This is a genomic window from Aquamicrobium ahrensii (genome assembly GCF_040545755.1).
Classification (GTDB): domain Bacteria; phylum Pseudomonadota; class Alphaproteobacteria; order Rhizobiales; family Rhizobiaceae; genus Mesorhizobium; species Mesorhizobium ahrensii.
Map to the genome: position 1 here is coordinate 140,278 of NZ_JBEPMN010000001.1, position 24,112 is coordinate 164,389.

Annotated in this window: 25 protein-coding genes; 18 read left to right on the top strand and 7 right to left on the bottom strand. The window is 60.8% G+C overall.

What is annotated here, in order from left to right:
* The first annotated feature begins 48 nt into the window (after positions 1 to 48).
* Positions 49 to 1,530 (top strand): Asp-tRNA(Asn)/Glu-tRNA(Gln) amidotransferase subunit GatA, encoded by a 1,482-nt coding sequence (gene gatA, locus ABID44_RS00740; RefSeq protein ID WP_354149771.1) that lies wholly within the window; start codon positions 49 to 51, stop codon positions 1,528 to 1,530.
* 22 nt (positions 1,531 to 1,552) lie between these two features.
* A complete protein-coding gene (locus ABID44_RS00745) occupies positions 1,553 to 2,353 on the top strand; it encodes a YdcF family protein (protein WP_354149772.1) in 801 nt (266 codons plus the stop codon).
* Here the strand turns inward: ABID44_RS00745 and ABID44_RS00750 are convergent.
* On the bottom strand, positions 2,305 to 3,063 hold the full coding sequence (locus ABID44_RS00750; protein ID WP_354149773.1) for a DUF599 domain-containing protein: 759 nt from the start codon (positions 3,061 to 3,063) through the stop codon (positions 2,305 to 2,307). The two genes, ABID44_RS00745 and ABID44_RS00750, sit on opposite strands and share 49 nt — an antisense overlap.
* A gap of 156 nt (positions 3,064 to 3,219) precedes the next feature.
* Between ABID44_RS00750 and ABID44_RS00755 the strand changes: the two genes are divergently transcribed.
* Together ABID44_RS00755 and ABID44_RS00760 are read left to right on the top strand one after the other, a co-directional pair.
* Complete coding sequence (locus ABID44_RS00755; protein ID WP_354149774.1) at positions 3,220 to 4,623, top strand: L-serine ammonia-lyase; 1,404 nt, start codon at positions 3,220 to 3,222, stop codon at positions 4,621 to 4,623.
* An 87-nt stretch (positions 4,624 to 4,710) separates the two neighbouring features.
* Positions 4,711 to 5,145, top strand: a complete 435-nt coding sequence (locus ABID44_RS00760) for a DUF1489 family protein (RefSeq protein ID WP_354149775.1) — start codon at positions 4,711 to 4,713, stop codon at positions 5,143 to 5,145.
* A gap of 7 nt (positions 5,146 to 5,152) precedes the next feature.
* Here the strand turns inward: ABID44_RS00760 and ABID44_RS00765 are convergent, their stop codons facing one another.
* Positions 5,153 to 5,431 (bottom strand): hypothetical protein, encoded by a 279-nt coding sequence (locus ABID44_RS00765; RefSeq protein ID WP_354149776.1) that lies wholly within the window; start codon positions 5,429 to 5,431, stop codon positions 5,153 to 5,155.
* A gap of 52 nt (positions 5,432 to 5,483) precedes the next feature.
* Positions 5,484 to 6,857, bottom strand: coding sequence for an SPOR domain-containing protein (locus tag ABID44_RS00770; RefSeq protein ID WP_354149777.1), 1,374 nt, complete (start codon positions 6,855 to 6,857; stop codon positions 5,484 to 5,486).
* 293 nt (positions 6,858 to 7,150) lie between these two features.
* On the opposite strand from ABID44_RS00770, the gene ABID44_RS00775 reads away from it, so the two are divergent.
* From ABID44_RS00775 to clpA, 3 genes are all read left to right on the top strand, one after another.
* A complete protein-coding gene (locus tag ABID44_RS00775; protein ID WP_354149778.1) occupies positions 7,151 to 7,483 on the top strand; it encodes a phasin family protein in 333 nt (110 codons plus the stop codon).
* A 288-nt stretch (positions 7,484 to 7,771) separates the two neighbouring features.
* Positions 7,772 to 8,098 carry an ATP-dependent Clp protease adapter ClpS gene (clpS, locus tag ABID44_RS00780; RefSeq protein ID WP_354149779.1) on the top strand — a complete coding sequence of 109 codons (327 nt, stop codon included), beginning with the start codon at positions 7,772 to 7,774 and terminating at the stop codon, positions 8,096 to 8,098.
* 6 nt (positions 8,099 to 8,104) lie between these two features.
* Positions 8,105 to 10,561 carry an ATP-dependent Clp protease ATP-binding subunit ClpA gene (gene clpA / locus ABID44_RS00785; protein WP_354149780.1) on the top strand — a complete coding sequence of 819 codons (2,457 nt, stop codon included), beginning with the start codon at positions 8,105 to 8,107 and terminating at the stop codon, positions 10,559 to 10,561.
* Positions 10,562 to 10,635: 74 nt separating this feature from the next.
* On the opposite strand, the gene ABID44_RS00790 is transcribed toward clpA, so the two are convergent.
* Positions 10,636 to 11,058, bottom strand: coding sequence for an HIT family protein (locus ABID44_RS00790; RefSeq protein ID WP_354149781.1), 423 nt, complete (start codon positions 11,056 to 11,058; stop codon positions 10,636 to 10,638).
* Between the two features lie 69 nt (positions 11,059 to 11,127).
* On the opposite strand from ABID44_RS00790, the gene ABID44_RS00795 reads away from it, so the two are divergent.
* Complete coding sequence (locus tag ABID44_RS00795; protein ID WP_378226694.1) at positions 11,128 to 11,463, top strand: DMT family transporter; 336 nt, start codon at positions 11,128 to 11,130, stop codon at positions 11,461 to 11,463.
* Here ABID44_RS00795 and ABID44_RS00800 read toward each other — a convergent pair.
* Genes ABID44_RS00800 through ABID44_RS00810 form a run of 3 tightly spaced genes read right to left on the bottom strand, consistent with a single transcriptional unit; the run spans position 11,432 to position 13,914 of the window.
* The gene (locus ABID44_RS00800; protein WP_354149782.1) at positions 11,432 to 12,670 is read right to left on the bottom strand and encodes a GNAT family N-acetyltransferase; all 1,239 of its coding nucleotides are present in this window, start codon (positions 12,668 to 12,670) and stop codon (positions 11,432 to 11,434) included. The genes ABID44_RS00795 and ABID44_RS00800 overlap by 32 nt on opposite strands.
* A 47-nt stretch (positions 12,671 to 12,717) precedes the next feature.
* Complete coding sequence (locus tag ABID44_RS00805; RefSeq protein ID WP_354149783.1) at positions 12,718 to 13,443, bottom strand: glycerophosphodiester phosphodiesterase; 726 nt, start codon at positions 13,441 to 13,443, stop codon at positions 12,718 to 12,720.
* Between the two features lie 6 nt (positions 13,444 to 13,449).
* Positions 13,450 to 13,914, bottom strand: a complete 465-nt coding sequence (locus tag ABID44_RS00810; protein WP_354149784.1) for a RidA family protein — start codon at positions 13,912 to 13,914, stop codon at positions 13,450 to 13,452.
* Positions 13,915 to 14,051: 137 nt separating this feature from the next.
* Between ABID44_RS00810 and ABID44_RS00815 the strand changes: the two genes are divergently transcribed.
* From ABID44_RS00815 to bamA, 10 genes are all read left to right on the top strand, one after another.
* Positions 14,052 to 14,882, top strand: a complete 831-nt coding sequence (locus ABID44_RS00815) for a cell envelope integrity EipB family protein (protein WP_354149785.1) — start codon at positions 14,052 to 14,054, stop codon at positions 14,880 to 14,882.
* 10 nt (positions 14,883 to 14,892) lie between these two features.
* Positions 14,893 to 15,195 carry a DUF4031 domain-containing protein gene (locus ABID44_RS00820; RefSeq protein WP_354149786.1) on the top strand — a complete coding sequence of 101 codons (303 nt, stop codon included), beginning with the start codon at positions 14,893 to 14,895 and terminating at the stop codon, positions 15,193 to 15,195.
* A gap of 170 nt (positions 15,196 to 15,365) precedes the next feature.
* On the top strand, positions 15,366 to 16,151 hold the full coding sequence (rpsB, locus tag ABID44_RS00825; protein ID WP_354149787.1) for a 30S ribosomal protein S2: 786 nt from the start codon (positions 15,366 to 15,368) through the stop codon (positions 16,149 to 16,151).
* A gap of 118 nt (positions 16,152 to 16,269) precedes the next feature.
* A complete protein-coding gene (gene tsf / locus ABID44_RS00830; RefSeq protein ID WP_354149788.1) occupies positions 16,270 to 17,190 on the top strand; it encodes a translation elongation factor Ts in 921 nt (306 codons plus the stop codon).
* A 133-nt stretch (positions 17,191 to 17,323) separates the two neighbouring features.
* On the top strand, positions 17,324 to 18,046 hold the full coding sequence (gene pyrH, locus ABID44_RS00835; protein ID WP_354149789.1) for a UMP kinase: 723 nt from the start codon (positions 17,324 to 17,326) through the stop codon (positions 18,044 to 18,046).
* 79 nt (positions 18,047 to 18,125) lie between these two features.
* Positions 18,126 to 18,680, top strand: a complete 555-nt coding sequence (frr, locus tag ABID44_RS00840; RefSeq protein WP_354149790.1) for a ribosome recycling factor — start codon at positions 18,126 to 18,128, stop codon at positions 18,678 to 18,680.
* 21 nt (positions 18,681 to 18,701) lie between these two features.
* The gene (locus tag ABID44_RS00845; protein ID WP_354150176.1) at positions 18,702 to 19,460 is read left to right on the top strand and encodes an isoprenyl transferase; all 759 of its coding nucleotides are present in this window, start codon (positions 18,702 to 18,704) and stop codon (positions 19,458 to 19,460) included.
* Positions 19,457 to 20,272, top strand: a complete 816-nt coding sequence (locus ABID44_RS00850) for a phosphatidate cytidylyltransferase (protein ID WP_354149791.1) — start codon at positions 19,457 to 19,459, stop codon at positions 20,270 to 20,272. Before ABID44_RS00845 ends, ABID44_RS00850 begins: the two co-directional genes overlap by 4 nt.
* Positions 20,273 to 20,378: 106 nt before the next feature.
* Complete coding sequence (rseP, locus tag ABID44_RS00855; RefSeq protein WP_354149792.1) at positions 20,379 to 21,515, top strand: RIP metalloprotease RseP; 1,137 nt, start codon at positions 20,379 to 20,381, stop codon at positions 21,513 to 21,515.
* 213 nt (positions 21,516 to 21,728) lie between these two features.
* Complete coding sequence (gene bamA, locus ABID44_RS00860; protein WP_354149793.1) at positions 21,729 to 24,101, top strand: outer membrane protein assembly factor BamA; 2,373 nt, start codon at positions 21,729 to 21,731, stop codon at positions 24,099 to 24,101.
* The last annotated feature ends 11 nt before the right edge of the window (positions 24,102 to 24,112 follow it).

The following is a 24,112-nucleotide window of genomic DNA, read 5'->3' on the forward strand; positions in this document are numbered from 1 at the left end:
GCGGCGCTACGTCTTTCCTCCCACCGATTTCCAGAAGAAGTTCTTTCGATGACCGATCTGACCAGACTGACGATTTCGCAGGCCCGCGAAAAGCTGCGCGCCAGGGAGATTTCCGCAGTCGAACTGACGGATGCCTATCTTGCCGCCATCGATGCGGCCAACGACAAGTTCAACGCTTATGTCGCGGTCACCCACGACAAGGCGCGCGACATGGCGCAGTCATCCGACGCGCGGCTTGCCTCGGGGCAGGGCGGGGCGCTGGAAGGTATTCCGCTCGGCGTCAAGGACCTGTTCGCAACGCAGGGCGTTCATACGCAGGCGTGCAGCCATGTGCTCGACGGCTTCAGGCCGCACTATGAATCGACCGTGACCTCCAATCTTTGGGCCGACGGCGCGGTGATGCTCGGCAAGCTCAATATGGACGAGTTCGCGATGGGCTCTTCCAACGAGACTTCATACTACGGCCCGGTCAGGAATCCGTGGCGGGCCAATGGGTCGGACGCCGATCGCGTGCCGGGCGGCTCCTCGGGCGGCTCGGCGGCCGCCGTCGCGGCTTTCCTGTGTGCGGGCGCGACCGCGACCGATACGGGCGGCTCGATCCGCCAGCCCGCCGCATTCACGGGCACGGTCGGCGTCAAACCCACCTACGGCCGGTGCTCGCGCTGGGGCATTATCGCCTATGCATCCTCGCTCGATCAGGCCGGACCCATCGCCCGCGACGTGCGCGACGCCGCCATTTTGCTGAAGTCGATGGCTTCGGTCGATGCGAAGGACACCACTTCCGTCGATCGTCCGGTGCCGGATTATGAGGCGGCGCTCGGCCAGTCCATCAAGGGCCTGAAGGTTGGCATTCCGAGGGAGTATCGCGTCGAAGGCATGCCGCAGGAAGTCGAGGCGCTTTGGCGGCAAGGCATCGCCTGGCTGAAGGAAGCTGGCGCGGAGATCATCGACATCTCGCTGCCGCACACCAAATATGCGCTGCCAACCTATTACATCATCTCCCCCGCTGAGGCGTCTTCCAATCTCGCCCGCTATGACGGCGTGCGCTATGGTCTGCGCGTGCCGGGCAAGGACATCGTGGAGATGTATGAGAACACCCGTGCTGCCGGTTTCGGCGACGAGGTGAAACGGCGCATCATGATTGGCACCTATGTGCTCTCGGCCGGCTATTACGACGCCTATTACCTTCAGGCGCAGAAGGTTCGTACCCTGATCAAGAAGGACTTTGACGACGCTTTCGCTGCCGGAGTGGACGTGATCCTGACGCCGGCCACTCCGTCGGCGGCGTTCGGCATCGCCGATCAGGACATGGCGAGCGATCCAGTGAAGATGTACCTCAACGATATCTTCACGGTGACCGTTAATATGGCCGGATTGCCCGGAATCGCCGTTCCGGCCGGTCTTGACGGGCAGGGTCTTCCGCTCGGGCTCCAGCTTATCGGCAGGCCTTTCGAGGAAGATACGCTGTTCCGTACAGCCCATGTCGTCGAACGGGCGGCGGGCACGTTCCAGCCCCAGAAATGGTGGTAGCCAGACGGATGGAGGGATAGGCGTGTTTTTCTATCTCTCCAAACTGTTCTGGTTCGTGGCCCAGCCCATCAATCTGATCGGTTTGTTGACACTTGCCGGCGTTATTCTGGCGTTGGGCGGTTGGCGTCGCCTGTCGGTATTCGTTTCCTTCGCCGCATTTCTCATCCTCGCCATTGGCGCCTGGACGTCCACCGGCGCATTGCTGATGCATCCTCTGGAAGATCGTTTCCAGCGTCCGGATCCGGCCCCTGCCGAGGTCGCCGGCATCATCGTTCTGGGCGGCGGCTTTGAAGGCGGCGTGAACCTCGTTCGCGGCGGCTATGAATTGAATTCGAGCGGCGACCGTTTCGTCGAGACCGCAATACTTGCACGCCGCTACCCGCAAGCGCGCGTGGTGGTGACCGGCGGGAGCGGCAGCCTGATTCTGGAAGGCGAGGGTGACGGCGACACTGCACCGCGTCTGTTGACGGCGCTTGGCGTCGGGCCGGAACGGCTCGTACTGGAGACGAAGTCGCGCGACACTTACGAGAACGCCGTCTTCACGCGCGAGATGGTGGAGCCGCGTCCGGGGGAGGTGTGGCTGCTCGTGACGTCCGCTTTCCACATGCCGCGCTCGGTAGGTCTTTTCCGCAAGGCGGGTTTCGATGTTGTGCCGTGGCCGACGGATTATCGCACTGCCGGCAACGAGCATGTTGGTTTGCCGCAGGACAATGTTCAGGATTCGCTTCAGAATCTGACGGTCGCTATCCGGGAATGGATAGGTCTCGCGGCCTACTACCTGTCGGGCCGTATCGATTCGCTGCTGCCGGAACCGGCCGGCTGACCTGTTTCCTCTGTTTCCGCCAGAACCGCCGCCCGTGCATTCGAGAAAAACTGGCGACGTAGCAGCACCACCGCCAACAGCGCGCTGGAGAGCACGAACGCGACCGGGCCTACGAACCAGCCGAGATAACCAATCGAAAAGAAAATCGCGCGCAGGCCGGAATTGAAATGCCTGCCGGCAAGTTGGTTCATCTTCGCGGCGCGCCTGACAGCGGCGTGCGTGGCCGGGTTGTGCGCCTGCTCACCATAAGCCACCGGCACTGCGCCGATCAGGATCGAGCAATAGTTGAACAGCCGGTATGACCAGCCGAACTTGAAGAAGGCAAAGGCAAGGATGATGACCAGCCCGATAACCTTGATCTGAAAGGCCGTGCGGGTCGCCGCGCCTTGCAGATGCAGGTCGGAAAGCACGCCGATCACCTGATCCGACGCGCCTATAAGGGCAAAACAGCCGCCGATGGCGATCAGCGAACTGGAGGCGAAGAAGGCCGTGCCCTGCTGGAGGCCGCTCATGATAGCGGTGTCGACGATGCGGATTTCACGCTCGGCCATCCGCTCCATCCAGATTTCGCGTTGCCGGCTCATGGCGGTGGTGAGGGAGGGACGACGAAATATCCACCCGTCCGAGGCAAGCGTGTGCAAACCCCATGCAAACAGGAAGAAGGCCAGCGCGGCGAAATCCGCCGCTGATAGATGCAATGAATCGAGCATGACTCCCTCCTTATCACAGGCTATGTCGCGCAAGGAGCAGGCGAGGTCGACAGATGCCGCGTGGTCTCATCGAAAAATGCGGAAAACACTGACTGAAGCCACTATATAAAGCACTGTGCAAAAGCACGCCGGCTGATTTCGTGGAGGTACCGGTTCTTGTTTCTCTCGGTTTTCGACCTTTTCAAGATTGGCATAGGTCCGTCCAGTTCCCATACCATGGGGCCGATGACGGCGGCTGCGCGGTTCCTGAAGGAAATGCTGTCGGGCGATTGGCCGCGCCCCGCTGGCGCGCAGGTGGATCGTGTCGGCGCAAGCCTGCATGGCTCGCTGGCCTATACGGGCGTGGGGCACGGCAGCGACCGCGCTGTCATCCTGGGCTTCACCGGTCTGGTTCCGGTTCAGGTCGATCCGGACCAGTCCGATGGAATCATCGAGAAGGTTCAGGCGGAGAAGCGTGTTTCGCCACCCGGCCATCCTTCCTATCGTTTCGATCCGGTGCGCGATCTGGTGCTGGACAAGAAGACGCCGCTCACCGGCCACGCCAATGGCATGGCCTTCTACGCCTATGATGCAAACGACCGGATGCTGCTCAAGCGCATCTATTATTCCATCGGTGGCGGGTTTGTCGTTTCGGAAGAAGAGCTTCAGATCATGAAGCAGCGCGGTTCCGTGACCACCGAAGGCAAGAAGGTGCCTTATCCTTTCAAGAATGCGGTGGAAATGTTGGCGATGGCCGCGAAGAGCGGGTTGTCCATAGCCGAGATGAAGCGCGCCAACGAAGAAACCCACATGTCGTGCGAAAAGCTCGACATGGGCCTGGACGAGATCTGGGTGGCGATGAAGAGCTGCATCGATCGGGGCCTGACGCAGGAGGGCATCATGCCGGGCGGGCTGAAAGTGCGCCGCCGCGCGCGCCAGTTGCACGACAAGCTTCAGGAGGAGTGGAGCCGCAACCGGCCCAATCCGCTGCTCGCCAATGACTGGCTGTCAATCTACGCCATGGCTGTGAATGAGGAAAACGCCGCCGGCGGACGTGTGGTCACCGCGCCGACAAACGGCGCGGCCGGCACGCTGCCGGCGGTGCTGCGCTACTGGCTGCATTTCCATCCGGAGGCCGATCAGGCCTCGATCCGCGATTTTCTGCTGACCGCGGCGGCTGTCGGCGGCATCATCAAGACCAACGCTTCGATTTCCGGTGCGGAGGTGGGGTGTCAGGGGGAGGTGGGGTCCGCTTCCGCCATGGCCGCGGCCGGCTTGTGCGCGGTGATGGGCGGCACGCCGGAGCAGGTGGAGAATGCGGCGGAAATCGCGCTGGAGCATCACCTGGGCATGACCTGCGACCCGGTCGCGGGGCTGGTGCAGGTGCCTTGCATCGAGCGTAATGCGCTCGGCGCGGTCAAGGCTGTCACGGCGGCGTCGCTGGCCATCAAGGGCGACGGCAAGCATTTCGTGCCGCTGGACGCAGCCATCGAAACCATGCGCCAGACCGGGGCGGACATGAACGAACGCTACAAGGAAACGAGCCTCGGTGGTCTCGCGGTCAATGTGGTGGAGTGCTGATCGCTTTCCCGCCACCTGTGGAAAAAGGCGCTGTACAAAACATCATGCCGCGTTGAACGGATGGCTCCCAGCCGCTAGTTTCCATTCATGGCTCTTAATATTCTCAAATTGTGCGTCGGCTGCGACAGCGTCGAGGACCTCGAAGCGTGGGTCGCCCACAAGCTGGATGAGCGTCGCCGGAATGGCGAACCGGTCGAGCACTGGCATACGACACGCATGGTTCCGTCGCGCGGCGCCGAAATAATAGGCGATGGCTCGCTTTACTGGGTGATCAAGGGCAGCGTGCAGTGCCGGCAACGCATCACCGATATACGGCCTTTTACCGACAATGAGGGAATAGGACGCTGCCGTATCGTTCTCGCGCCAGAAATCGTCCGCACCCGGTGGCAGCCGAGGCGGCCGTTTCAGGGTTGGCGCTATCTGAAGGCGGAAGATGCGCCGGCCGATCTCGGGGACGGCGCGGCTCTGGCGGAAATGCCGCCCAAGTTGCGACAGGAGCTTGCCGAACTGGGACTTCTCTGAAACACGATTACCGGTTCTGGAACTTCAGCCGGATGGCCGCTGTTCCGTCGGGAGCAACGGCCTTGAGGCGGATACGAACCACGGGCTGGGTGTTGCGCCAGGTACGGGCCCCGTGGCTGAGCAGCAGCCCGACCAGATCCTTGGTCTTGAAGCGGGAATTGCCGGGACGGATATTTTTCAGACGCGTGGCGGCCTGATAGAGAGCCTGCGTTCCGATATCGCTCGCCGGGTCTCTAGGCTGGCGAAGCGGGTTGGCGAGGCCGGTCACCTGCTGTTCTCCGATCACGACTGACACTCCTTCGATACCGAACTTTTCCGGGAGTTGTTCGCGCCGCCGCCTACTGCTGCACGGCGAAGCATTCGATGCGCTGCTTCTTCAGCGCGCTGCACGCCCTGAGGGCTGCGGTCTGCGTCTCGAATCCGCCGAAGCGCGCGCGGAAATAGGTCACGCCGCCTTTCCGGAACGGAACCGTATAGCCGGAAGCGCTGGCAAGGACGGCCCGCGCCTGAGCGGCGGTCTTGTCGAGCGCGGCCTCGGCTTCGGACTTGCTTGGCGACGAGGCGACCTGCACTACCCAGCCGGAAGGCAGGGAAGCGGTGTTGACAGGATCGATCTGCTGCGACGGCTCCGGGCCAGCATAGGCTTGTGCGAACGGAATTTCAGAAGGCTCCGGCGCCTGTGCGATCACCGGCAGCTTGGGCTTGGGAGCTTGCGTAGGAAGCGGCGCCGCAGCCGCCACGATCGCGTCCACCGTGCCTGGCCTGGCGTCCGGAGTGGGCGCGTCATGCCTCGGCAGCACAACCTTGGCGATCGCCTGCGAGGCCGGATCGTTGTCGTTGCGGGCGACGAGCGCGCCACCGCCGCGCCGGGAAGCCTTGGGGAGATAGGCGTTGATCAGGCGCGCCATTTCATTGTCACGGCTGGCGCCGGATTTGCCGCCCATAACCACGGCGACGAGCTTGCGGCCGTCCACGGACACGGACGAGACCAGATTGAAGCCCGAGGCGCGGGTGTAGCCGGTCTTGATGCCGTCCACGCCCTTGATGCGGCCAAGCAGGCGGTTGTGGCCATTGATGCGCTGACGCCCGTACATGAACGAACGTTCCGAGAAATAGCCGTAATATTGCGGGAAATGCTCGCGCAACGCGATGCCGAGCGTGGCCATGTCGCGCGCGGTGGTGAACTGGCCCGGATTGGGCAGCCCATGCGCATTGCGGAACACGGTGTTGGTCATGCCCAGCGAGCGCGCCTTGGCCGTCATCATCCTGGCGAAATTCGCCTCGCTGCCGCCCAGCAATTCAGCAAGGGCAGTCGACGAATCATTGGCGGACTTGGTCACCATGGACAAGATCGCCGTCTCCACGGTGATCGAGCCGCCCTTGCGCACGCCAAGCTTAGTCGGTGGCTCTGCGGCTGCATTGGCGGAGAAGGAAACTTGCGTCGACTTGGCTATTTTCCCCTTCGAAAGCGCATCGAAGGTCAGATAGAGCGTCATCATCTTGGTGAGCGAAGCCGGATAGCGGCGTGCGTTCGCATTGGATGAATAAAGCGTCTTGCCCGTATTGGCGTCGATGACGATGGCCGCGTCATTGGCGGCGGCCCGCGAGCTCGTACTCACGCCAACGACAAAGACTGCGGCGGCAGCAATGGTCGCCACTGTCCGGAAAGAACGCACGGAAAGGGAAACGATACCCGAGAACGCCTTACGCACTGTTTGTTCCTTTGGCTTTCATTGTGGTGGGATGGCAAAGGTCCTATCCCAGCCTGATTTTGAACGAGCCTATCCGCGCACCGTTACCAATCCGTTTATGGTAACTGCGGCGTTCACCAATTCCGGCGCAGTCTTCGCAAATTTTATGGGAATTTTAGCAATTGCCGGCAGACAGCCGCGAGTTGACATTTTGTGCATTGCACAATATTAATTCGCTATTGCAAAAAAGATTGCCTGCCCGTTTGTCTGGCAGTTCGATCCGTGCAGGTTTGATTCACGAAGGAGGACGACCCATGTCCGAGACCACCTACGAAGAATTCAGCAAATACGGCAAGGAGTTCGCCGACACCGGACTCAAGAGCTTCGCGTCGCTTTCCAAGGGTGCGCAGGCGATCGCCGTCGAGGCCAGCGAATACACCAAGAACAGCCTTGAGGCCGGCAGCGCCGCTTTCGAGAAGCTGCTTTCGGCGAAGACCTTCGAAGAAGCGCTTGGCGTCCAGGCCGACTATGTGAAGCAGTCCTACGAGTCCTTCGTTGCCGAGGCGACCAGGTTTGGCGACCTCTATTCGGAGCTCGCCAGGGAAGCCTACAAGCCTTTCGAGGGCATCGTCGCCAAGGCTCGCTGACGCCGCTCACTCTGTTTTTCCGGCTTCGGCCGGCGGCGGCCCGGTTGCGTTCGACGCAACCGGGCTTTTGCTTTTTGGCAACCTGTCGAAAGCCGGATTTGAGCGTTGACGCATAATTGGTCTTGCGACCGTATTGTCAGTGACGGAGAAGGGCTTAAAATTCGACAATAATGACCTACATGTCGATTTGCCCTTCGGCGCTGGCCTTGTAGGGTCGGATCGTGGGGTGGATCGTGAGGCAGGGATAACGTGACTGGCAGTCTGATTGCCGCGCAGCATGCGGCGAGAATGCAGAAGGACCAAAACAACAATGGCGCCGGCCGTGGAACGGCTGTCATCACGCGTACGCAGACCAAGACCAAGCGTCCCAGTCTTTATCGTGTGCTGATCCTCAACGACGACTATACGCCCATGGAGTTCGTCGTTCATGTTCTGGAGCGGTTTTTCCAGAAGGACCGGGAGGCGGCCACGCGCATCATGCTCCATGTGCACAACCACGGTGTGGGAGAATGTGGCGTTTACACATTCGAGGTGGCCGAGACCAAGGTGTCTCAGGTCATGGATTTCGCCCGACAAAATCAGCATCCGCTGCAATGCGTGATGGAGAAGAAGTGAGGTAACATGCCGGCTTTCTCCCAAGGCTTGGAAAAGGCACTTCACCAGGCGCTGACAATCGCCAATGAGCGCCACCATGAATACGCAACCCTCGAACACCTGCTTCTGGCGTTGATAGATGACGCCGAGGCGGCCGCCGTGATGCGCGCCTGCAACGTCAATCTCGACGAACTGCGCCAGACAGTGCTCAACTACATCGACACCGAACTCGACAATCTCATCACCGGCTATGACGAGGATTCGAAGCCGACAGCCGGCTTCCAGCGCGTCATCCAGCGCGCGGTGATCCATGTGCAGTCATCCGGCCGCGAGGAAGTGTCGGGCGCCAATGTGCTGGTGGCGATCTTCGCCGAACGCGAGAGCCACGCTGCATATTTCCTTCAGGAACAGCAGATGACCCGCTACGACGCGGTCAACTACATTTCCCACGGCATCGCCAAGCGTCCCGGCGCTTCGGAGACGCGCACCCCGCGTGGCGCAGAGGACGATCAGGCTGGCGGCAGTGTCGGCGAGCAGCACGATGACGGCAAGAAGAAGGCGCAGGATGCGCTTACCGCCTATTGCGTCAATCTCAACGCCAAGGCGCGAGCTGGTAAGATCGATCCGCTGATCGGCCGTGAGCCGGAAATCAACCGCACCATTCAGGTGCTGTGCCGCCGCTCCAAGAACAACCCGCTCTATGTGGGCGATCCGGGCGTCGGCAAGACGGCGATTGCCGAAGGTCTGGCCAAGCGCATCGTGGAAGGCGATGTGCCGGAAGTGCTGGCTGACGCCACCATTTTCGCGCTCGACATGGGCACGCTGCTTGCCGGCACACGCTACCGCGGCGATTTCGAGGAACGCCTGAAGCAGGTCGTGAAGGAGCTGGAAGACTATCCCGGCGCTGTCCTGTTCATCGATGAGATCCACACCGTAATCGGCGCCGGCGCGACGTCCGGCGGGGCGATGGATGCATCGAACCTGCTCAAGCCGGCCTTGTCGTCTGGGGCGATTCGATGCATTGGATCAACAACTTACAAGGAGTTCCGCCAGTTCTTCGAGAAGGACAGGGCGCTCGTGCGCAGGTTCCAGAAGATCGATGTGAACGAACCCACCGTCGAGGACGCCATTGCGATCATGAAGGGGCTGAAGCCCTATTTCGAGGACTTCCACAAGGTCAAGTACACCAGCGACGCCATCAAGGGCGCGGTCGAGCTTTCGGCGCGCTACATCAGCGACCGCAAGTTGCCGGACAAGGCGATCGACGTGATCGACGAGACCGGCGCTTCGCAGATGCTGCTGCCGGAAAACAAGCGCAAGAAGACCATCGGCATCAAGGAGATCGAGGCCACCATCGCCACCATGGCCCGCATTCCGCCGAAGACGGTTTCGGCCGATGACGAGAAGGTGCTGGCCGGTCTGGAGAAGGAACTCAAGCGGGTCGTTTACGGGCAGGACACCGCAATCACCGCGCTCAGCTCGGCCATCAAGCTGTCGCGGGCGGGTCTGCGCGAGCCCGAAAAGCCGATCGGCTCCTACCTGTTCTCCGGCCCGACCGGCGTCGGCAAGACCGAAGTGGCCAAGCAGCTCGCCGCTTCCCTCGGCGTGGAGTTGCTGCGCTTCGACATGTCCGAATATATGGAGCGCCACACCGTTTCGCGGCTGATCGGCGCGCCTCCCGGCTATGTCGGCTTCGATCAGGGCGGTCTCCTCACCGATGGTGTCGACCAGCATCCGCACTGCGTGCTGTTGCTCGACGAGATCGAGAAGGCCCATCCGGACCTGTTCAACATCCTGTTGCAGGTGATGGACCACGGGAGGTTGACCGACCATAACGGCAAGCAGATCGACTTCCGCAACGTGATCCTGATCATGACCACGAATGCGGGTGCGCAGGATCTCGCCAGAGCGGCTATCGGCTTCGGCTCTTCAAGGCGCGAAGGCGACGACATGGAGGCGATCAACCGCCTGTTCACGCCGGAGTTCCGCAATCGTCTCGATGCGATCATCCCGTTCGGCTCGCTGCCGGTGCCGGTCATCCATCAGGTGGTGCAGAAGTTCGTCATGCAGCTGGAGGCTCAGCTTTCAGAGCGTGGCGTCACCTTCGACCTGTCCGAGGAGGCCGTCGCCTGGCTGGCCGACAAGGGCTATGACGAACGCATGGGCGCACGCCCGCTCGGACGTGTCATCCAGGAGCACATCAAGAAGCCGCTGGCCGAGGAAGTGCTGTTTGGCAAGTTGAAGAAGGGCGGCACGGTGCGCGTCACCGTCGAGAAGAAGGAGACCGGCGACACCGGCCTGAAGCTCGAAACGCTGCCTGATGAGACCAAAGTGCAGCCGCAGAAGGAGCCGGAGGAACGTCCGAAGACCCGCAAGCCTGCGGCCAGGAAGGCGTCCGCCAAGAAGGCCGCCACGGCGAAAACCACGCCGAAGGCGAAGGACGGCGGCAAGCGCAGTCTGGTGCCGCAACTGCCTCGCAAGTGAACCAGTAAAAAGGCCCCGGAAAACGGGGCCTTTTCTATCCGGCTCTGAATAGCTTCGCCGATCGTGGCGAAGGTCTATTCAGCCAGCGCTGCCCGGATTTTCTCGGCGTTTTCCGTCAGTACTTCGGGTTTTTCCATTTCCCCCGCATGTTTTTTCAGATCCACGCCATCGAAGCGCGGAATGATGTGCACATGCAAATGGAACACGGTCTGACCAGCCGCCGGCTCGTTGAACTGGGAAACGACCACGCCATCGGCGTCGAACGCCTTCTTGACGGCCTTGGCCACCTTCTGAACGGTCTTGAACAGCGCGCCTAGCGTTTCCGGATCGGCATCCAGGAGGTTGCGGGATGAAGCCTTCGGCAAAACAAGCGTGTGACCGGCGCCTTGCGGCATGACATCCATGATCGCGATCGTATGGTCGTCCTCGTAGATGCGATGCGACGGGATTTCGCCACGCAGGAGTCTGGCGAAGATGTTGGTTGTGTCGTAGGCCATGCTTGTCTCTCGTCCTCTTCTCAGGGCCATGATCATATCGGATCGATGTGCGAATCAAGGGTGGGCACAATGCTCCTGACCTATCTCTACCTGTTTGTGGCGATCATATTCGAGGTGGTCGCGACAACGGCGCTGAAACAGGCCGACGGGTTCACGCGGCTTGCGCCTTCGCTGATAACGATCGTGGGATACGCGCTCGCTTTTTATTTCCTCGCGCTGACCCTGCGCACCATGCCGGTGGGCATCGTCTATGCGATCTGGAGCGGGGCCGGCATCATCCTCATCACGGCAATCGGCTGGCTGTTGTTCCGGCAGGCGCTGGATCTGCCGGCGCTCGTAGGAATGGGATTGATCATGGCTGGCGTGCTGGTGATCAATCTGTTTTCGAAGTCGGTCGTTCACTGAACGGCTGATCGCCTTTGCGGAAAGGCGTGTGCTCATTCAGATAATCGCTCATCAGCGCAACGTCGCGGCGCTCCTGCCGCAGATAGTCGGCCACAGCGCGCCGCAAAGCCGGGTGCGCGATATAGTGCATCGAATGCGTGGTGACCGGTTGATAGCCACGCGCGAGCTTGTGTTCGCCTTGAGCGCCTGCCTCCACCACCTTGAGTTTGTTGGCAATCGCGAAATCAATCGCCTGATGATAACAAACCTCGAAGTGCAGGGAAGGATGGTCCTCGATACAACCCCAGTTGCGGCCAAAGAGCGTATCCGAGCCGATAAAGTTGATTGCACCGGCGATGTATCGGCCGTTGCGTTTCGCCATCACCAGCAGAATGTCATCGGCCATGCGTTCGCCGATCAGGGAGAAAAACCGACGGTTGAGATAGGGACGGCCCCATTTACGGCTACCCGTATCCATGTAGAAGGCGAAGAAGTCGTCCCAGACGCGTTCTGTAAGATCGCTCCCCGTCAGCCAGTCTATGCTGATGCCGTTGGCCAGCGCCTCGCGGCGCTCCTTCCTGAGCGCCTTGCGTTTGCGTGAGGCGAGGGTGGCGAGGAAGTCCTCGTAGCTCGCAAAGCTTTCGTTGAAGAAATGAAACTGCTGATCTGTACGGTGCAGGAATCCGGCAGCCTCCATTATGGCGACATCGCCTTGCGGCAAAAAGGTGACATGCGCGGAGGACACTTCCAGCTTGTCGCTCACGATTTTCAGCGCTTCCGAAAGGCCGGCTTTCACGGATAACGAATCGCAACCTTCGGCTACCAGCAACCGCGGACCGGTGGCGGGTGTGAAGGGAATGGAGCATTGCAGCTTGGGATAATAGCGGCCGCCGGCGCGGTCGAAGGCGTCGGCCCACCCGTGGTCGAAGACATATTCACCCTGGCTGTGCGCCTTCGCATAACAGGGCAGAGCGCCCAGCAGTCTGCCGTCGGCAGTTTCGAGGCGCAGGTGGTGGGGTTGCCAGCCGCTGCGACCGCCAACACAATCAGATTCTTCGAGAGAGAGAAGAAAAGAAAATGAAGTGAATGGGTTATAGAGCTTTTCTGTATCTTTTTTCCCGCTGTGGAGGCTGTCCCATTCCGATTGCGTGAAAGCGCTCATGCTGGTGGCGATGCGCACCACATGGTTCGCGGTTTTCGCATTTGCCTGATCGTCACCCTGAGCCATGGGGTTTACTTAAGCCTGCGGCGGTGGGGTGCAAGGGCGGCTCCGGATCAGACAGTCGCGAGCGCCGGCTCGAAACCCTCGAACGTCATCTGGTCGGCGTATTTAAACGTCAGGTCGACGGCCGGCTGGTCGCGTATCGTCCATGTGATGACCGGCATGCCCAGCTTTTCTCGGACGAAGGAAACGAAACGGTTCGGCAGGTCTCCGGCAGCATAGGATACGAATGAGATGTCGTGCGCCAGCATGGTGAAATGCGCCTCGATATCCTGCCCACGCCGGCCGCAGGCGGTAAGACCGCCCGGAACGCCTGGCGCATGATGGCTGAAATCACGGATCAGCCAGTGATCGAACGACATGATCGCGGCTTCGCCGCCGTAGGATTTCAGGCGTTGGCCGACCGCTTCGACAAGCCCGCCATCACGGCCCGGCGTGCCTTTCAGTTCGATCACCAGCGGCGCCTTGCCGCCGACAAGTTCGAGCATTTCGTCAAGGGTTGGCGGATGGTCCTGCGTTCCGCCAACCTTGAGGGCCGCCATTTCAGCGGCTGTGCGCTGCCAGATAAAACCGTCCTCTCCCGTCAATCGCTTGAGATCGTGATCGTGAAAAACGACCGGCACGCCGTCAGCCGTCAGATGCACGTCGCACTCGATTGCATAGCCGCGATCGACGGCCGCTGAAAAAGCCGAGAGCGTATTTTCCCAACGCCTGTTGTTGAGATCGTGCAATCCGCGATGAGCGATCGGTCGCGCCGTGAGCCAGGAAAGGGCGGACATCGCTTCTTATTCGACCTCGAGGATCGCCTCGACCTCGACGGACGCGTTGAGGGGCAGCGCCGCCATGCCGATGGCCACGCGGGCGTGCTTGCCGCGCTCGCCCAGCACCTCGACGAAGAAGTCGGAGGCGCCGTTGCCGACGAGGTGCTGCTCGTTGAAGGTCTGGGCGGAGGCGACATAGACGGTGATTTTCACCAGACGCTTGATCTTTTCCAGGTCGCCCAAAGCAGCCTTAGCCTGCGCCAGCACGTTGATGGCGCACAGCCTGGCGGCTTCCTGACCGGCGGCCAGATCGACATCCTTGCCGAGCAGGCCCGTCACGGCGAGCTTGCCGTCCTTGATCGGCAACTGACCGGAGGGGAACAAAAGGTTTCCGCTTTGCACGAACGGAACATAGTTGGCGGCAGGCGCCGCAGCCACCGGCAGCGTCACACCCAGATCGCTCAGCCGCTTTTCGATTGTTTCGCTCATGGTAATTTCCTATTGCTTGACGCCCCTGTGGCGGTTCGGCCGAAAGTGCATTTTTTGCCTCCGTTCCGCCACGACTATTTTTATTCTGGGCTGTACCCGCCGCCGCAACGGCTGGCAGCCACAATCGGAGCTTGTACATGCGCGCATCGCGCCTTGCCTATACCGCCATCCTGCTTCCGATCATCTTTTCCACCGTTCCAGCCGTTGCAGCGCCGGTTCTGCAGCCTCACCGCGCCGTTTACGACATTTCCCTGAACAAGGCGTCGGATCGCTCGGGCATCACCGGCATATCCGGCCGGATGGTTTATGAGTTCAACGGCTCGCAATGCGATGGCTACACCGTCAAGTTCCGCCTCGTCACCCGCATCAGCACCACCGACGCCATGCGTATGACGGACCAGCAGACGACGACCTTCGAGGATGGCGAGGGCAAGACCTTTTCTTTTGTCACCAAGTCCTTCGTGGACCAGAACCTTGAGCGCGAAGTGAAGGGCACGGCTCATCGCGAGAAGGATTCGGTCCGCGTCGACATCGACAAGCCGGAGCCGAACAATGTCACGCTGCCTCCCACCCAGTTCCCGACGCAGCATATGTTTGAGCTGATCGACAAGGCCGGGAAGGGCGAGAATTTCTATGAGACCAGCCTGTTCGACGGATCGGAGGATGCCGACCGGGTGATGCTCACCACGGTCGTCATCGGCAAACCTGCGCCCGCCGATCGCAACGATCCCGAGCTTCCGCTCCTTTCCACGCTGGAAAAAGATCAGTTCTGGCCGGTCGATATCGCCTATTTCAACAGCGACGAGAGCGATGGCGGAGAGGAGTTGCCGGAATACCGCATCAGCTTCAAGATGCACCGCAACGGCCTCACACGCGACCTCCAGATGGACTATGGCGACTTCACAATGACGGGAAAGCTGGTCGATCTGTCCCTGTTCGACCAGGTCCAGAAAGATTGCAAAGAATAGGATGCGGGTGATGGCGGTGTATGTCGATGCACCGATCTGGCATCTGGCCGGACGGCGATGGTGCCATCTGATGGCTGATGACATCGATGAGCTTCATCGCTTCGCCTTCGGCCTGGGGCTCAAGCTGTCGTCCTATCAGGGCCCGCCGAAAACCTCGGCTCCGCATTACGACATCACGGGTTTAGAGCGGGATCTGGCGGTGCGGCGGGGCGCGCGCGAATGCAGCCGTGAGGAGATCGTGGCGGTGTTGCGCCGGGTGAGAGTGCCCGGCGTGGGAGAGCGCAGAGGCAAGGCGCAGCGAAAGGCCGCCTGAGCCTGACGGCGGCGGGTTGCGTTTTCCGCTCCGAACCGATATATGCGCGGCCATTCCACACACGGACTTTGGTTTCGTACCGGGAGAAATCCGGTCGACACCTCCGGTGGCATCGAAGAATGATCCGAGATGCCGGTGTCCGTGGAGGCCAACCGGAAAGGAAAACAAGAATGGCATTGCCTGATTTCAGCATGCGCGAGCTTCTCGAAGCTGGTTCGCACTTCGGCCACCAGACCCACCGCTGGAACCCGAAGATGGCGCCCTACATCTACGGCGCCCGCAACAACGTCCACATCATCGATCTGTCGCAGACCGTCCCGCTGCTGCATCAGGCCCTGAAGCAGGTTTCGGACGTCGTCTCCCGTGGCGGTCGTGTCCTGTTCGTCGGCACCAAGCGCCAGGCTTCGGACATCGTCGCCGATGCCGCGCAGCGTTCGGCCCAGTACTATGTGAATTCCCGCTGGCTCGGCGGCATGCTGACCAACTGGAAGACCATCTCCAATTCGATCCAGCGCCTGCGCAAGCTCGATGAGCTGCTGGCCAGCGAAGCTCAGGGCTTCACCAAGAAGGAGCGTCTGAACCTCGAGCGCGAGCGCGAGAAGCTGGACAAGGCCCTTGGCGGCATCAAGGACATGGGTTCCACACCGGACCTGATGTTCGTCATCGACACCAACAAGGAAGCGATCGCCATTCAGGAGGCCAAGCGCCTCGGCATTCCGGTCGTCGCCATCATCGATTCGAACTGCGACCCGGACAAGGTCGACTTCCCGATCCCCGGCAACGACGACGCTGCCCGCGCGATCCAGCTTTACTGCGACCTGATCGCTAAGGCCGCCATCGACGGAATCGCCCGCCAGCAGGGCGCGCTCGGCATCGACATCGGCGCATCGGCCGAGGTTCCCGTCGAGCCGGCTCTGGACGAGACGCCCGCTGGCGAAGCAACGCCGGAAGCTTGAGGTGACGGGCTTTCCGGCCCTGAACTTTCCGCAATAAGACGCATTGAGCGTCCGGGCATGGCGCATCGCTGAATTTCCGGCGGTGCGCATTTCCGTTTCTGACACAAAGAGGCAAATTATGAGCATTTCAGCAGCACAGGTCAAAGAACTCCGCGAGCTGACCGGCGCGGGCATGATGGACTGCAAGGCCGCCCTTGCCGAAACCAATGGCGACATGGAGGCCGCGGTCGACTGGCTGCGCAAGAAGGGCATCGCCAAGGCGGACAAGAAGGCTGGCCGCACCGCTGCCGAGGGCCTGATCGGGGTCGAGCAGGGCCCGCGCGAGGCCGCTCTGGTCGAGGTCAACTCCGAAACCGACTTCGTTGCCCGCAACGGCGCTTTCCAGGAAATCGTCAGCAACATCGCCAAAGTCGCTCTGGCTTCCGGCGACACCGAGGCTGTCGCCGCCGCCAAATATCCAGGTTCGGACAAGTCCGTCACCGACACGATCAAGGACGCGGTCGGCACCATCGGGGAGAATCTCGGCTTCCGTCGTTCGGCGAAGCTCGCAGTCTCGCAGGGTGCGGTCGCCACCTATGTCCACAACGCCGTTGTCGAAAATCTTGGCAAGCTGGGCGTTCTGGTGGCCATCGAGACCGCCGGCGACGCCGATAAGGCCGCCGCCTTCGCGCGTCAGGTCGCCATGCACATCGCCGCCACCAACCCCATGGCTCTCGACGTGGATGCTCTCGATCCGGTTGCTGTCGAGCGTGAGCGCAACATCTTCTCCGACCAGGCTCGCCAGTCCGGCAAGCCGGAAAACATCATCGAGAAGATGGTCGAGGGTCGTCTGCGCAAATTCTATGAGGAAGTCGTGCTGCTCAAGCAGTCCTTCGTCATGAACCCAGACATCACGATCGAGCAGGCTCTCAAGGACGCGGAGAAGGAAATCGGCGCTCCGGCGAAGATCACCGCCTATGTGCGCTATGCTCTGGGCGAGGGCATCGAGAAGGAAGAAAGCGATTTCGCCGCCGAAGTCGCCGCCACCGTGAAGAAGTAAGTCCAGGCATCGCCTGTATTGTGCGAAGGGCGCCGCGTGACATCGCGGCGCCCTTCGTGTATCGGGTCGGCCCATTGTCGGGTGAAGGGCGCTTTCAGCCGCTTCCCGGTTCAACGCATTTGCAGAGGATCATATGACGGCCACGCTTCCCTACCGACGTGTATTGCTCAAGGCGTCGGGCGAGGCCCTGATGGGAGACCAGCATTTCGGCATCGACGTTTCAGTCGTTGATCGTATCGCCTCCGATATCGCCGAGGCGCGCAAACTGGGCGTCGAAGTGGGCGTGGTCATCGGCGGCGGCAATATCTTCCGCGGCGTGGCCGTTGCTTCCAAGGGCGGCGACCGCGTGACCGGCGACCATATGGGCATGCTGGCGACGGTCATCAACTCGCTGGCGCTGCGCACCTCTCTGGTGAAGATCGGTGTCGATGCGGTTGTCCTGTCGGCCATCGCCATGCCTGAGCTTTGCGAGAGCTTTTCGCAGCGACAGGCCACAGCCTATATGGATGAGGGCAAGGTGGTGATATTCGCCGGCGGAACCGGCAATCCGTTCTTCACCACCGATTCGGCCGCTGCGCTGCGCGCTGCCGAGATCGGAGCGGATGCGCTGTTCAAGGGCACGCAGGTCGACGGTGTTTACTCGGCCGATCCGAAGAAAGATCCTTCGGCGACGCGCTTTGAGCGCATCAGCCATGGTGAAGTGATCAATCGCGGTCTGTCCATCATGGATACGGCTGCAATTGCCCTTGCGCGGGAAAACAACATTCCGATAATCGTCTATTCAATCCACGAGAAGGGTGGGTTCGGCGAGATTTTGAGGGGCGGGGGCCGTTGCACGGTCGTTGCCGACGAATGAGCGGTTCGGGCGGGCTTTGGCTCTGCCCATATCGATCCACCTAAGTCACGAGCCTGAACGAGAGGCCGAGGAGAAGATCATGAGCGGCAATTTCGATGACCTGAAGCGGCGTATGGACGGCGCGATCAACGCCTTCAAGCAGGATCTGGCCTCCCTGCGCACTGGTCGCGCCTCAAGCAATCTGCTCGACGCCATCCAGGTTCCGGCCTACGGCTCCACAATGCCGATCAATCAGGTGGCGACCGTTTCCGTTCCCGAGCCGCGCATGATCGCCGTATCGGTCTGGGACAAGTCGATGGTGGGTGCGGTGGATCGCGCCATTCGTGAATCCAACCTTGGTTTCAACCCGATCGTCGACGGCGTCACGCTACGCATTCCGCTGCCTGAACTCAACGAGCAGCGCCGCAAGGAACTGGTCAAGATTTCTCACACCTATGCCGAAAACGCACGCGTGGCTGTTCGCCATGTTCGCCGCGACGGCATGGATGCGCTGAAGAAGGCGGAGAAGGACGGCGAGATCAGCGAGGACGATCTGCACAAGCAGTCGGATCTGGTCCAGAAACTGACCGACGAGACCATTTCCTCCATCGACAGCCTGCTGGCCGAGAAGGAAACGGAGATCATGCAGGTTTGAGGCGGGCTTGGAAACAACCGGATCAGCCGATCTGAAGGCGAACGAATGACAAGCCCGGCGCACGTTGCGATCATCATGGACGGAAATGGCCGCTGGGCGAAGTCGCGCGGCCTGCCGCGCGTCGCCGGGCATCGCGCCGGCGTTGAGGCCTTGCGCAATGTCGTGCGTGCAGCGCCTGAACTCGGCATTTCCTTCCTGACCGTCTACGCGTTCTCTTCCGAGAACTGGTCGCGGCCCAAATCCGAGGTCAGCGACCTGATGGGCCTGCTGAAGCTTTTCATCCGCCGTGACCTTGCCGAACTGCATGGCAACGGAGTGCGGGTAAGGGTCGTAGGTGATCGTGAGAGCCTGCAACCCGATATCCGCGGTCTTCTGGAAGAAGCCGAATGCCTCACGCTTGCCAACGAAGGCCTGACGCTCGTCATTGCTTTCAACTATGGCAGCCGTGACGAGATCGTGCGGGCCGCGCGCAAACTGGCGGATGCGGCCCTGCGGGGAGAAATCCAGCCGCATCAGATCGAGGCGGAACATATATCGGGCGCGCTCGACACAGCCGGCATACCTGATCCCGATCTGGTTATTCGCACCAGCGGCGAATTGCGTCTGTCCAATTTCCTTTTGTGGCAGGCCGCCTACAGCGAACTGGTGTTCGTGCCATGCTACTGGCCGGATTTCGGCCGCGACAATCTTGCGGAAGCTCTGCGCGACTTTGCCGGCCGCGAGCGCCGGTTTGGCGGATTGTCGCCAGAGGAGGCCGCTTCGCCGGCTTTGGCCAGATGAGCAATCTGCAACTGAGAATCATTTCGGGCCTCGTGCTTGCGGTCGCCGTTCTGACGCTGACATGGATCGGCGGGTTGCCTTTCCGCCTGTTCGCCGTACTCATCGCAGGCGCGGTTTTCTATGAGTGGACGCGCATGACGCGGCCTGCTCACCTCCGATCCATGTGGCTCATGCCGGAAGCCTGCATGGCCATCCTGTTGATTGCGCTTGGCTTTGGCGTATCCGCCGGCAGTTTTCTTCTTCTGGCGCTCGCCGCAACCGTGATCGTCGCGGCCCTCGGCTTCGTGCGCGGATCGGGGTCATGGGAGGCGGCGGGCGTCGCCTATGCATCACTGTCCGGCTTTGCGCTCGCTTTTCTGCGCGGCGACGACCAGGCCGGATTGCTGGCCATCTTGTTTTTGTTCGCGGTTGTCTGGACCACCGATACGCTCGCCTATTTCGTCGGTCGTTCGCTCGGCGGCCCGAAGCTTGCGCCAGCCATATCCCCCGGAAAGACCTGGAGCGGCGCTGTTGGCGGTACGGTGGCGGGGCTGGCTGCCGGCGTCATCGTTTCTTTTCTGGCCGGAACCGGCAATCATCTTCTGCTCGGGCTGGCCGCGCTCCTGCTTTCGGTCGTGTCGCAGATTGGCGATCTGTTCGAATCCTGGGTGAAGCGCCGGCATGGCTGCAAGGACTCCAGCCAGCTCATTCCCGGCCATGGCGGGGTCATGGACCGTGTGGATGGGCTTGTCGTTGCGGCGCTTGCGCTTTACGTCATCGGCAGCGTGGCCGCTTCGGCGGATAATCCCGCACAGGGGCTGTTCGGGGGCTGAGGGTCCGATCTCTGGTGCAAGATCACGGATTTGCCTGCTTTGGCGCGTCACTCCCTGTTGAAACTGACGCCGTCATGCAATCCAGGCGACGAATCGAGGACTTGATTTGAACGAACTCTTGCAGGCGTTGTTCAGCACCGAAGGCTTTCTGATCGGTACGATCGTACCGTTCCTGTTCGTGTTGATGGTTGTCGTGTTTGTGCACGAAATGGGCCACTACCTTGTCGGCCGCGCCTGCGGCATCGGCGTTCAGGCCTTCGCCATCGGCTTCGGTCCCGAACTTCTTGGCTTCAACGACCGGCGCGGCACGCGCTGGAAGCTGTGTGCGATACCTCTCGGCGGCTATGTGAAGTTCGTCGGCGACATGAGCGTGACGTCCAGCCCGACCGATACGGATGACGGTCTCGATGCCGGGCAGCGTCGTGTCGCTTTCCACACGCAGGCGCTCTGGAAGCGCGCGGCCACCGTTTTTGCGGGACCGCTGTTCAATTTCCTGCTCACCATCGCCGTATTTGCGGTGATGTTCTCCATTCACGGCCGCTATGTCGCCGAACCCATGGTCGCCACGGTCAACCCCGGCAGTCCGGCCGAGATAGCGGGGATCATGCCGGGCGATCGGTTTGTCCGCGTCGATGGAACGAAAGTCGATTCCTTCGCTGACGTGCAGCGTCTGGTTTCCGGGCGGGGCGGTGACGCGCTGACATTCGTCATGCTGCGGGACGGGCGGGAGGTCAGCCTGACCGCCACGCCTCAACCCATGGAGCAGGAAGACGCGCTCGGCAACAAGGTCAAGGTTGCGGTTATCGGGGTCGTGAACAATCAGGAACTCGGTCAGCCGCGCCTGATCACCTATACGCCGCCCGAGGCGCTTGGAGCCGCGATACGCGAAACCGGCCACATTATCGAGCGTATGGGCCAGTTCATGAAGCGATTCGCCGTTGGCCGGGAGGACAAATGCCAGCTCGGCGGGCCTGTGAAGATCGCCGGCATGTCAGCGCAGGCGGCAAAGCTCGGTTTTGAGTGGCTGGTTCAGCTCGTGGCGCTGTTGTCGGTGGGCATCGGCATCCTGAATCTGCTGCCGATTCCGCCTCTGGACGGCGGGCATCTGTTGTTCTACGCCATGGAAGCCGTTCTGCGACGCCCGGTGTCAGAGCGCATGATGGAGGCCGTTTACAGGGCCGGCATGCTGCTCGTTCTGGGCTTTATGGGCTTCGTGTTCTGGAACGATCTGTTTGGTTGTTGAAATCATGAACGAATTCTGGACGGCAGGTCGATCTGTTGAGAAGACGTTTACCATGGCTCCGGATATGCGTGACGCGAAAGCAACGCTGGCGAGCCAAGTAAACACTAATTAACCAGAAGCCTTGCGTGTAGGGAAAATCCGGTTAATACGGTATGGGAATTTGACCGCGTGTCCGGTTTCTCGCCGTGGAATACGAGAAGGTAATATAGCCCGATGAAGGCAGCATCCAAGTTTCTGAGCGCCGCGTCCGCGGCGGCCTTGTCCGCCGCTCTGGTCGTGCCGGGCGCGTTCACCGTACAATTGATGTCTGTTTCCGCCGCCGAGGCTGCCGTGGTGAACCGCATCGAGGTGCGCGGAAATTCGCGCATTGACGCCGATACGATTCGCAACCAGATCGCGATCAAGCCCGGCCGGACCTTCTCGGGCTCCGATGTGGACGAGGCGGTGAAGACCCTGTTCGCCACCGGCATGTTCTCGGATGTGCGCATCAACCAGGTCGGCTCCTCGCTGGTCGTCACCGTTTCCGAGCACCAGATCGTCAATCAGGTGCTGTTCCAGGGCAACAAGAAGGTCAAGGACGCGCAGCTTAACGGGGCGGTCCAGCTCAAGCCGCGCAGTCCCTATTCACAGGCTTCTGTCGATGCCGATATCGAGGCGATCAAGGACGCCTACCGCCGCATCGGCCGTGAGGAAGCGGCCGTCACGAGCCAGGTGGTCGATCTCGGACAGAACCGCGTCAATGTCATTTACAATGTCAACGAAGGCGGACGCACCAAGATCACCGCCGTCAACTTCGTCGGCAATCAGGCTTTCAGCAGCGGCCGTCTGTCGGACGTGATCAACACCAAGCGCTCCAACTTCCTGTCCTTCGTGCTGCGTGACGACGTCTACAGCGAGGACAAGCTGCGTGCGGATGAGGAGCTGCTGCGTCGCTTCTATTACAATCGCGGCTATGCCGACTTCCAGGTGGTTTCCTCCTTCGGCGAGCTGGACGAGGGTTCAAACCAGTACACGGTCACCATCACCGTTGATGAAGGTCCGCGCTACACGTTTGGCGATGTCAGCGTCGATAGCTCGATTCCGGAGATCGACCCCAATTCGCTCCAGTCGCTCGTGCAAAGCCGTGCGGGCTCGGTCTACAGCGCCAAGGCGGTCGAGGACAGCCTGATTGCGCTGACCGAGCGCGTGGCTGAGCGTGGCTATGCCTTTGCGCAGGTGACCCCGCGCGGCGATCGCAATTTCGAAAATCACACCATCTCCGTGGTTTACACGGTTGATCAGGGCGCCAAGGCCTATATCGAGCGCATCGAGATTCGTGGCAACAGCCGCACCCGCGACTATGTCATTCGTCGCGAGTTCGATTTGAGTGAAGGCGACGCCTTCAATCAGGTGCTGGTGCAGCGTGCGAAGAAGCGCATCGAAGCGCTTGATTATTTTGAGCGTGTCGAGATTTCCACGGCTCCCGGCGCTGAGCCCGATCAGGTCGTGCTGGTCGTCGATGTCGTGGAGAAGTCGACCGGCGAGTTCTCCATCGGCGCTGGCTATTCCACCGGTGGCGACACGCCCGGCGCTTCGGTGCAGGGTTCGGTCACCGAGCGCAACTTCCTCGGTCGCGGTCAGTATATCCGCTTCTCGGCCGGCGGAGGCAAGGACTCGCGCGACTTCATGCTCTCGTTCACCGAGCCGTATTTCCTCGGCCGCCGCATCGCCGCCGGCTTCGATGTCTACAAGTCGACGCGCGAATATAAGCGTTATGATAGCGAGGTGACTGGTGCGACCGTCCGCTTCGGTCTGCCGATCACCGAGAGCATCTCGACGCAGCTTGCGTATAATTACTCGCAAGAGAAGTACGAGTACCGTGATCGTTGCGTAGACAGTAGCGGTGTCTATTTACCCGGAACCTGCGGGGACTTATCTCAAGCTATCCATGATGCCGTGGCGGATGGTACTTGGGTGAAATCTTCGGTCAGCGCTAATCTGATATATAATACCATCGATGACATGAAGAGCCCGCATTACGGCATCTATGCCAATTTCGGGACTGAAGTTGCCGGTCTGGGTGGCGATGCAAAGTTCGTAAAATTTACGGCGCGCGGAACCGTCTATCATACGCTATCTGAGGAAATGGACATTGTTGGCCTCGTGACCGCCGGTGCCGGCCATGCGCAGAGCTATGGCAGCGGCGAATTGCGGATATTCGATCATTTCAAGAGCAACGACCGTATAATCCGCGGTTTCGATTACAACGGCATTGGCCCTTATGACTCGAGCGGTGGTAGCGACGGTCATCTGGGTGGAACGACGTATTTCCATGCGTCCGCTGAAGCGCAATTCCCGCTGCCGGCCATCCCGGAAAGCTTTGGACTGCGTGGTGCCGTGTTTGCTGATGCGGCCACCCTTTATGGCAACAAGACCAGCTACGCTGATCCATCGACCACGGACTCCAAGTTGCGTGCGTCGGTCGGTGTCGGTCTTATGTGGGCCTCGCCATTCGGCCCGCTGCGTATCGACTATGCGGTGCCGGTTGCCAAGGAATCGACCGACAAGGTGCAGGAATTCAACTTCGGCATGTCGACGCGGTTCTAAAACAGCGGGTG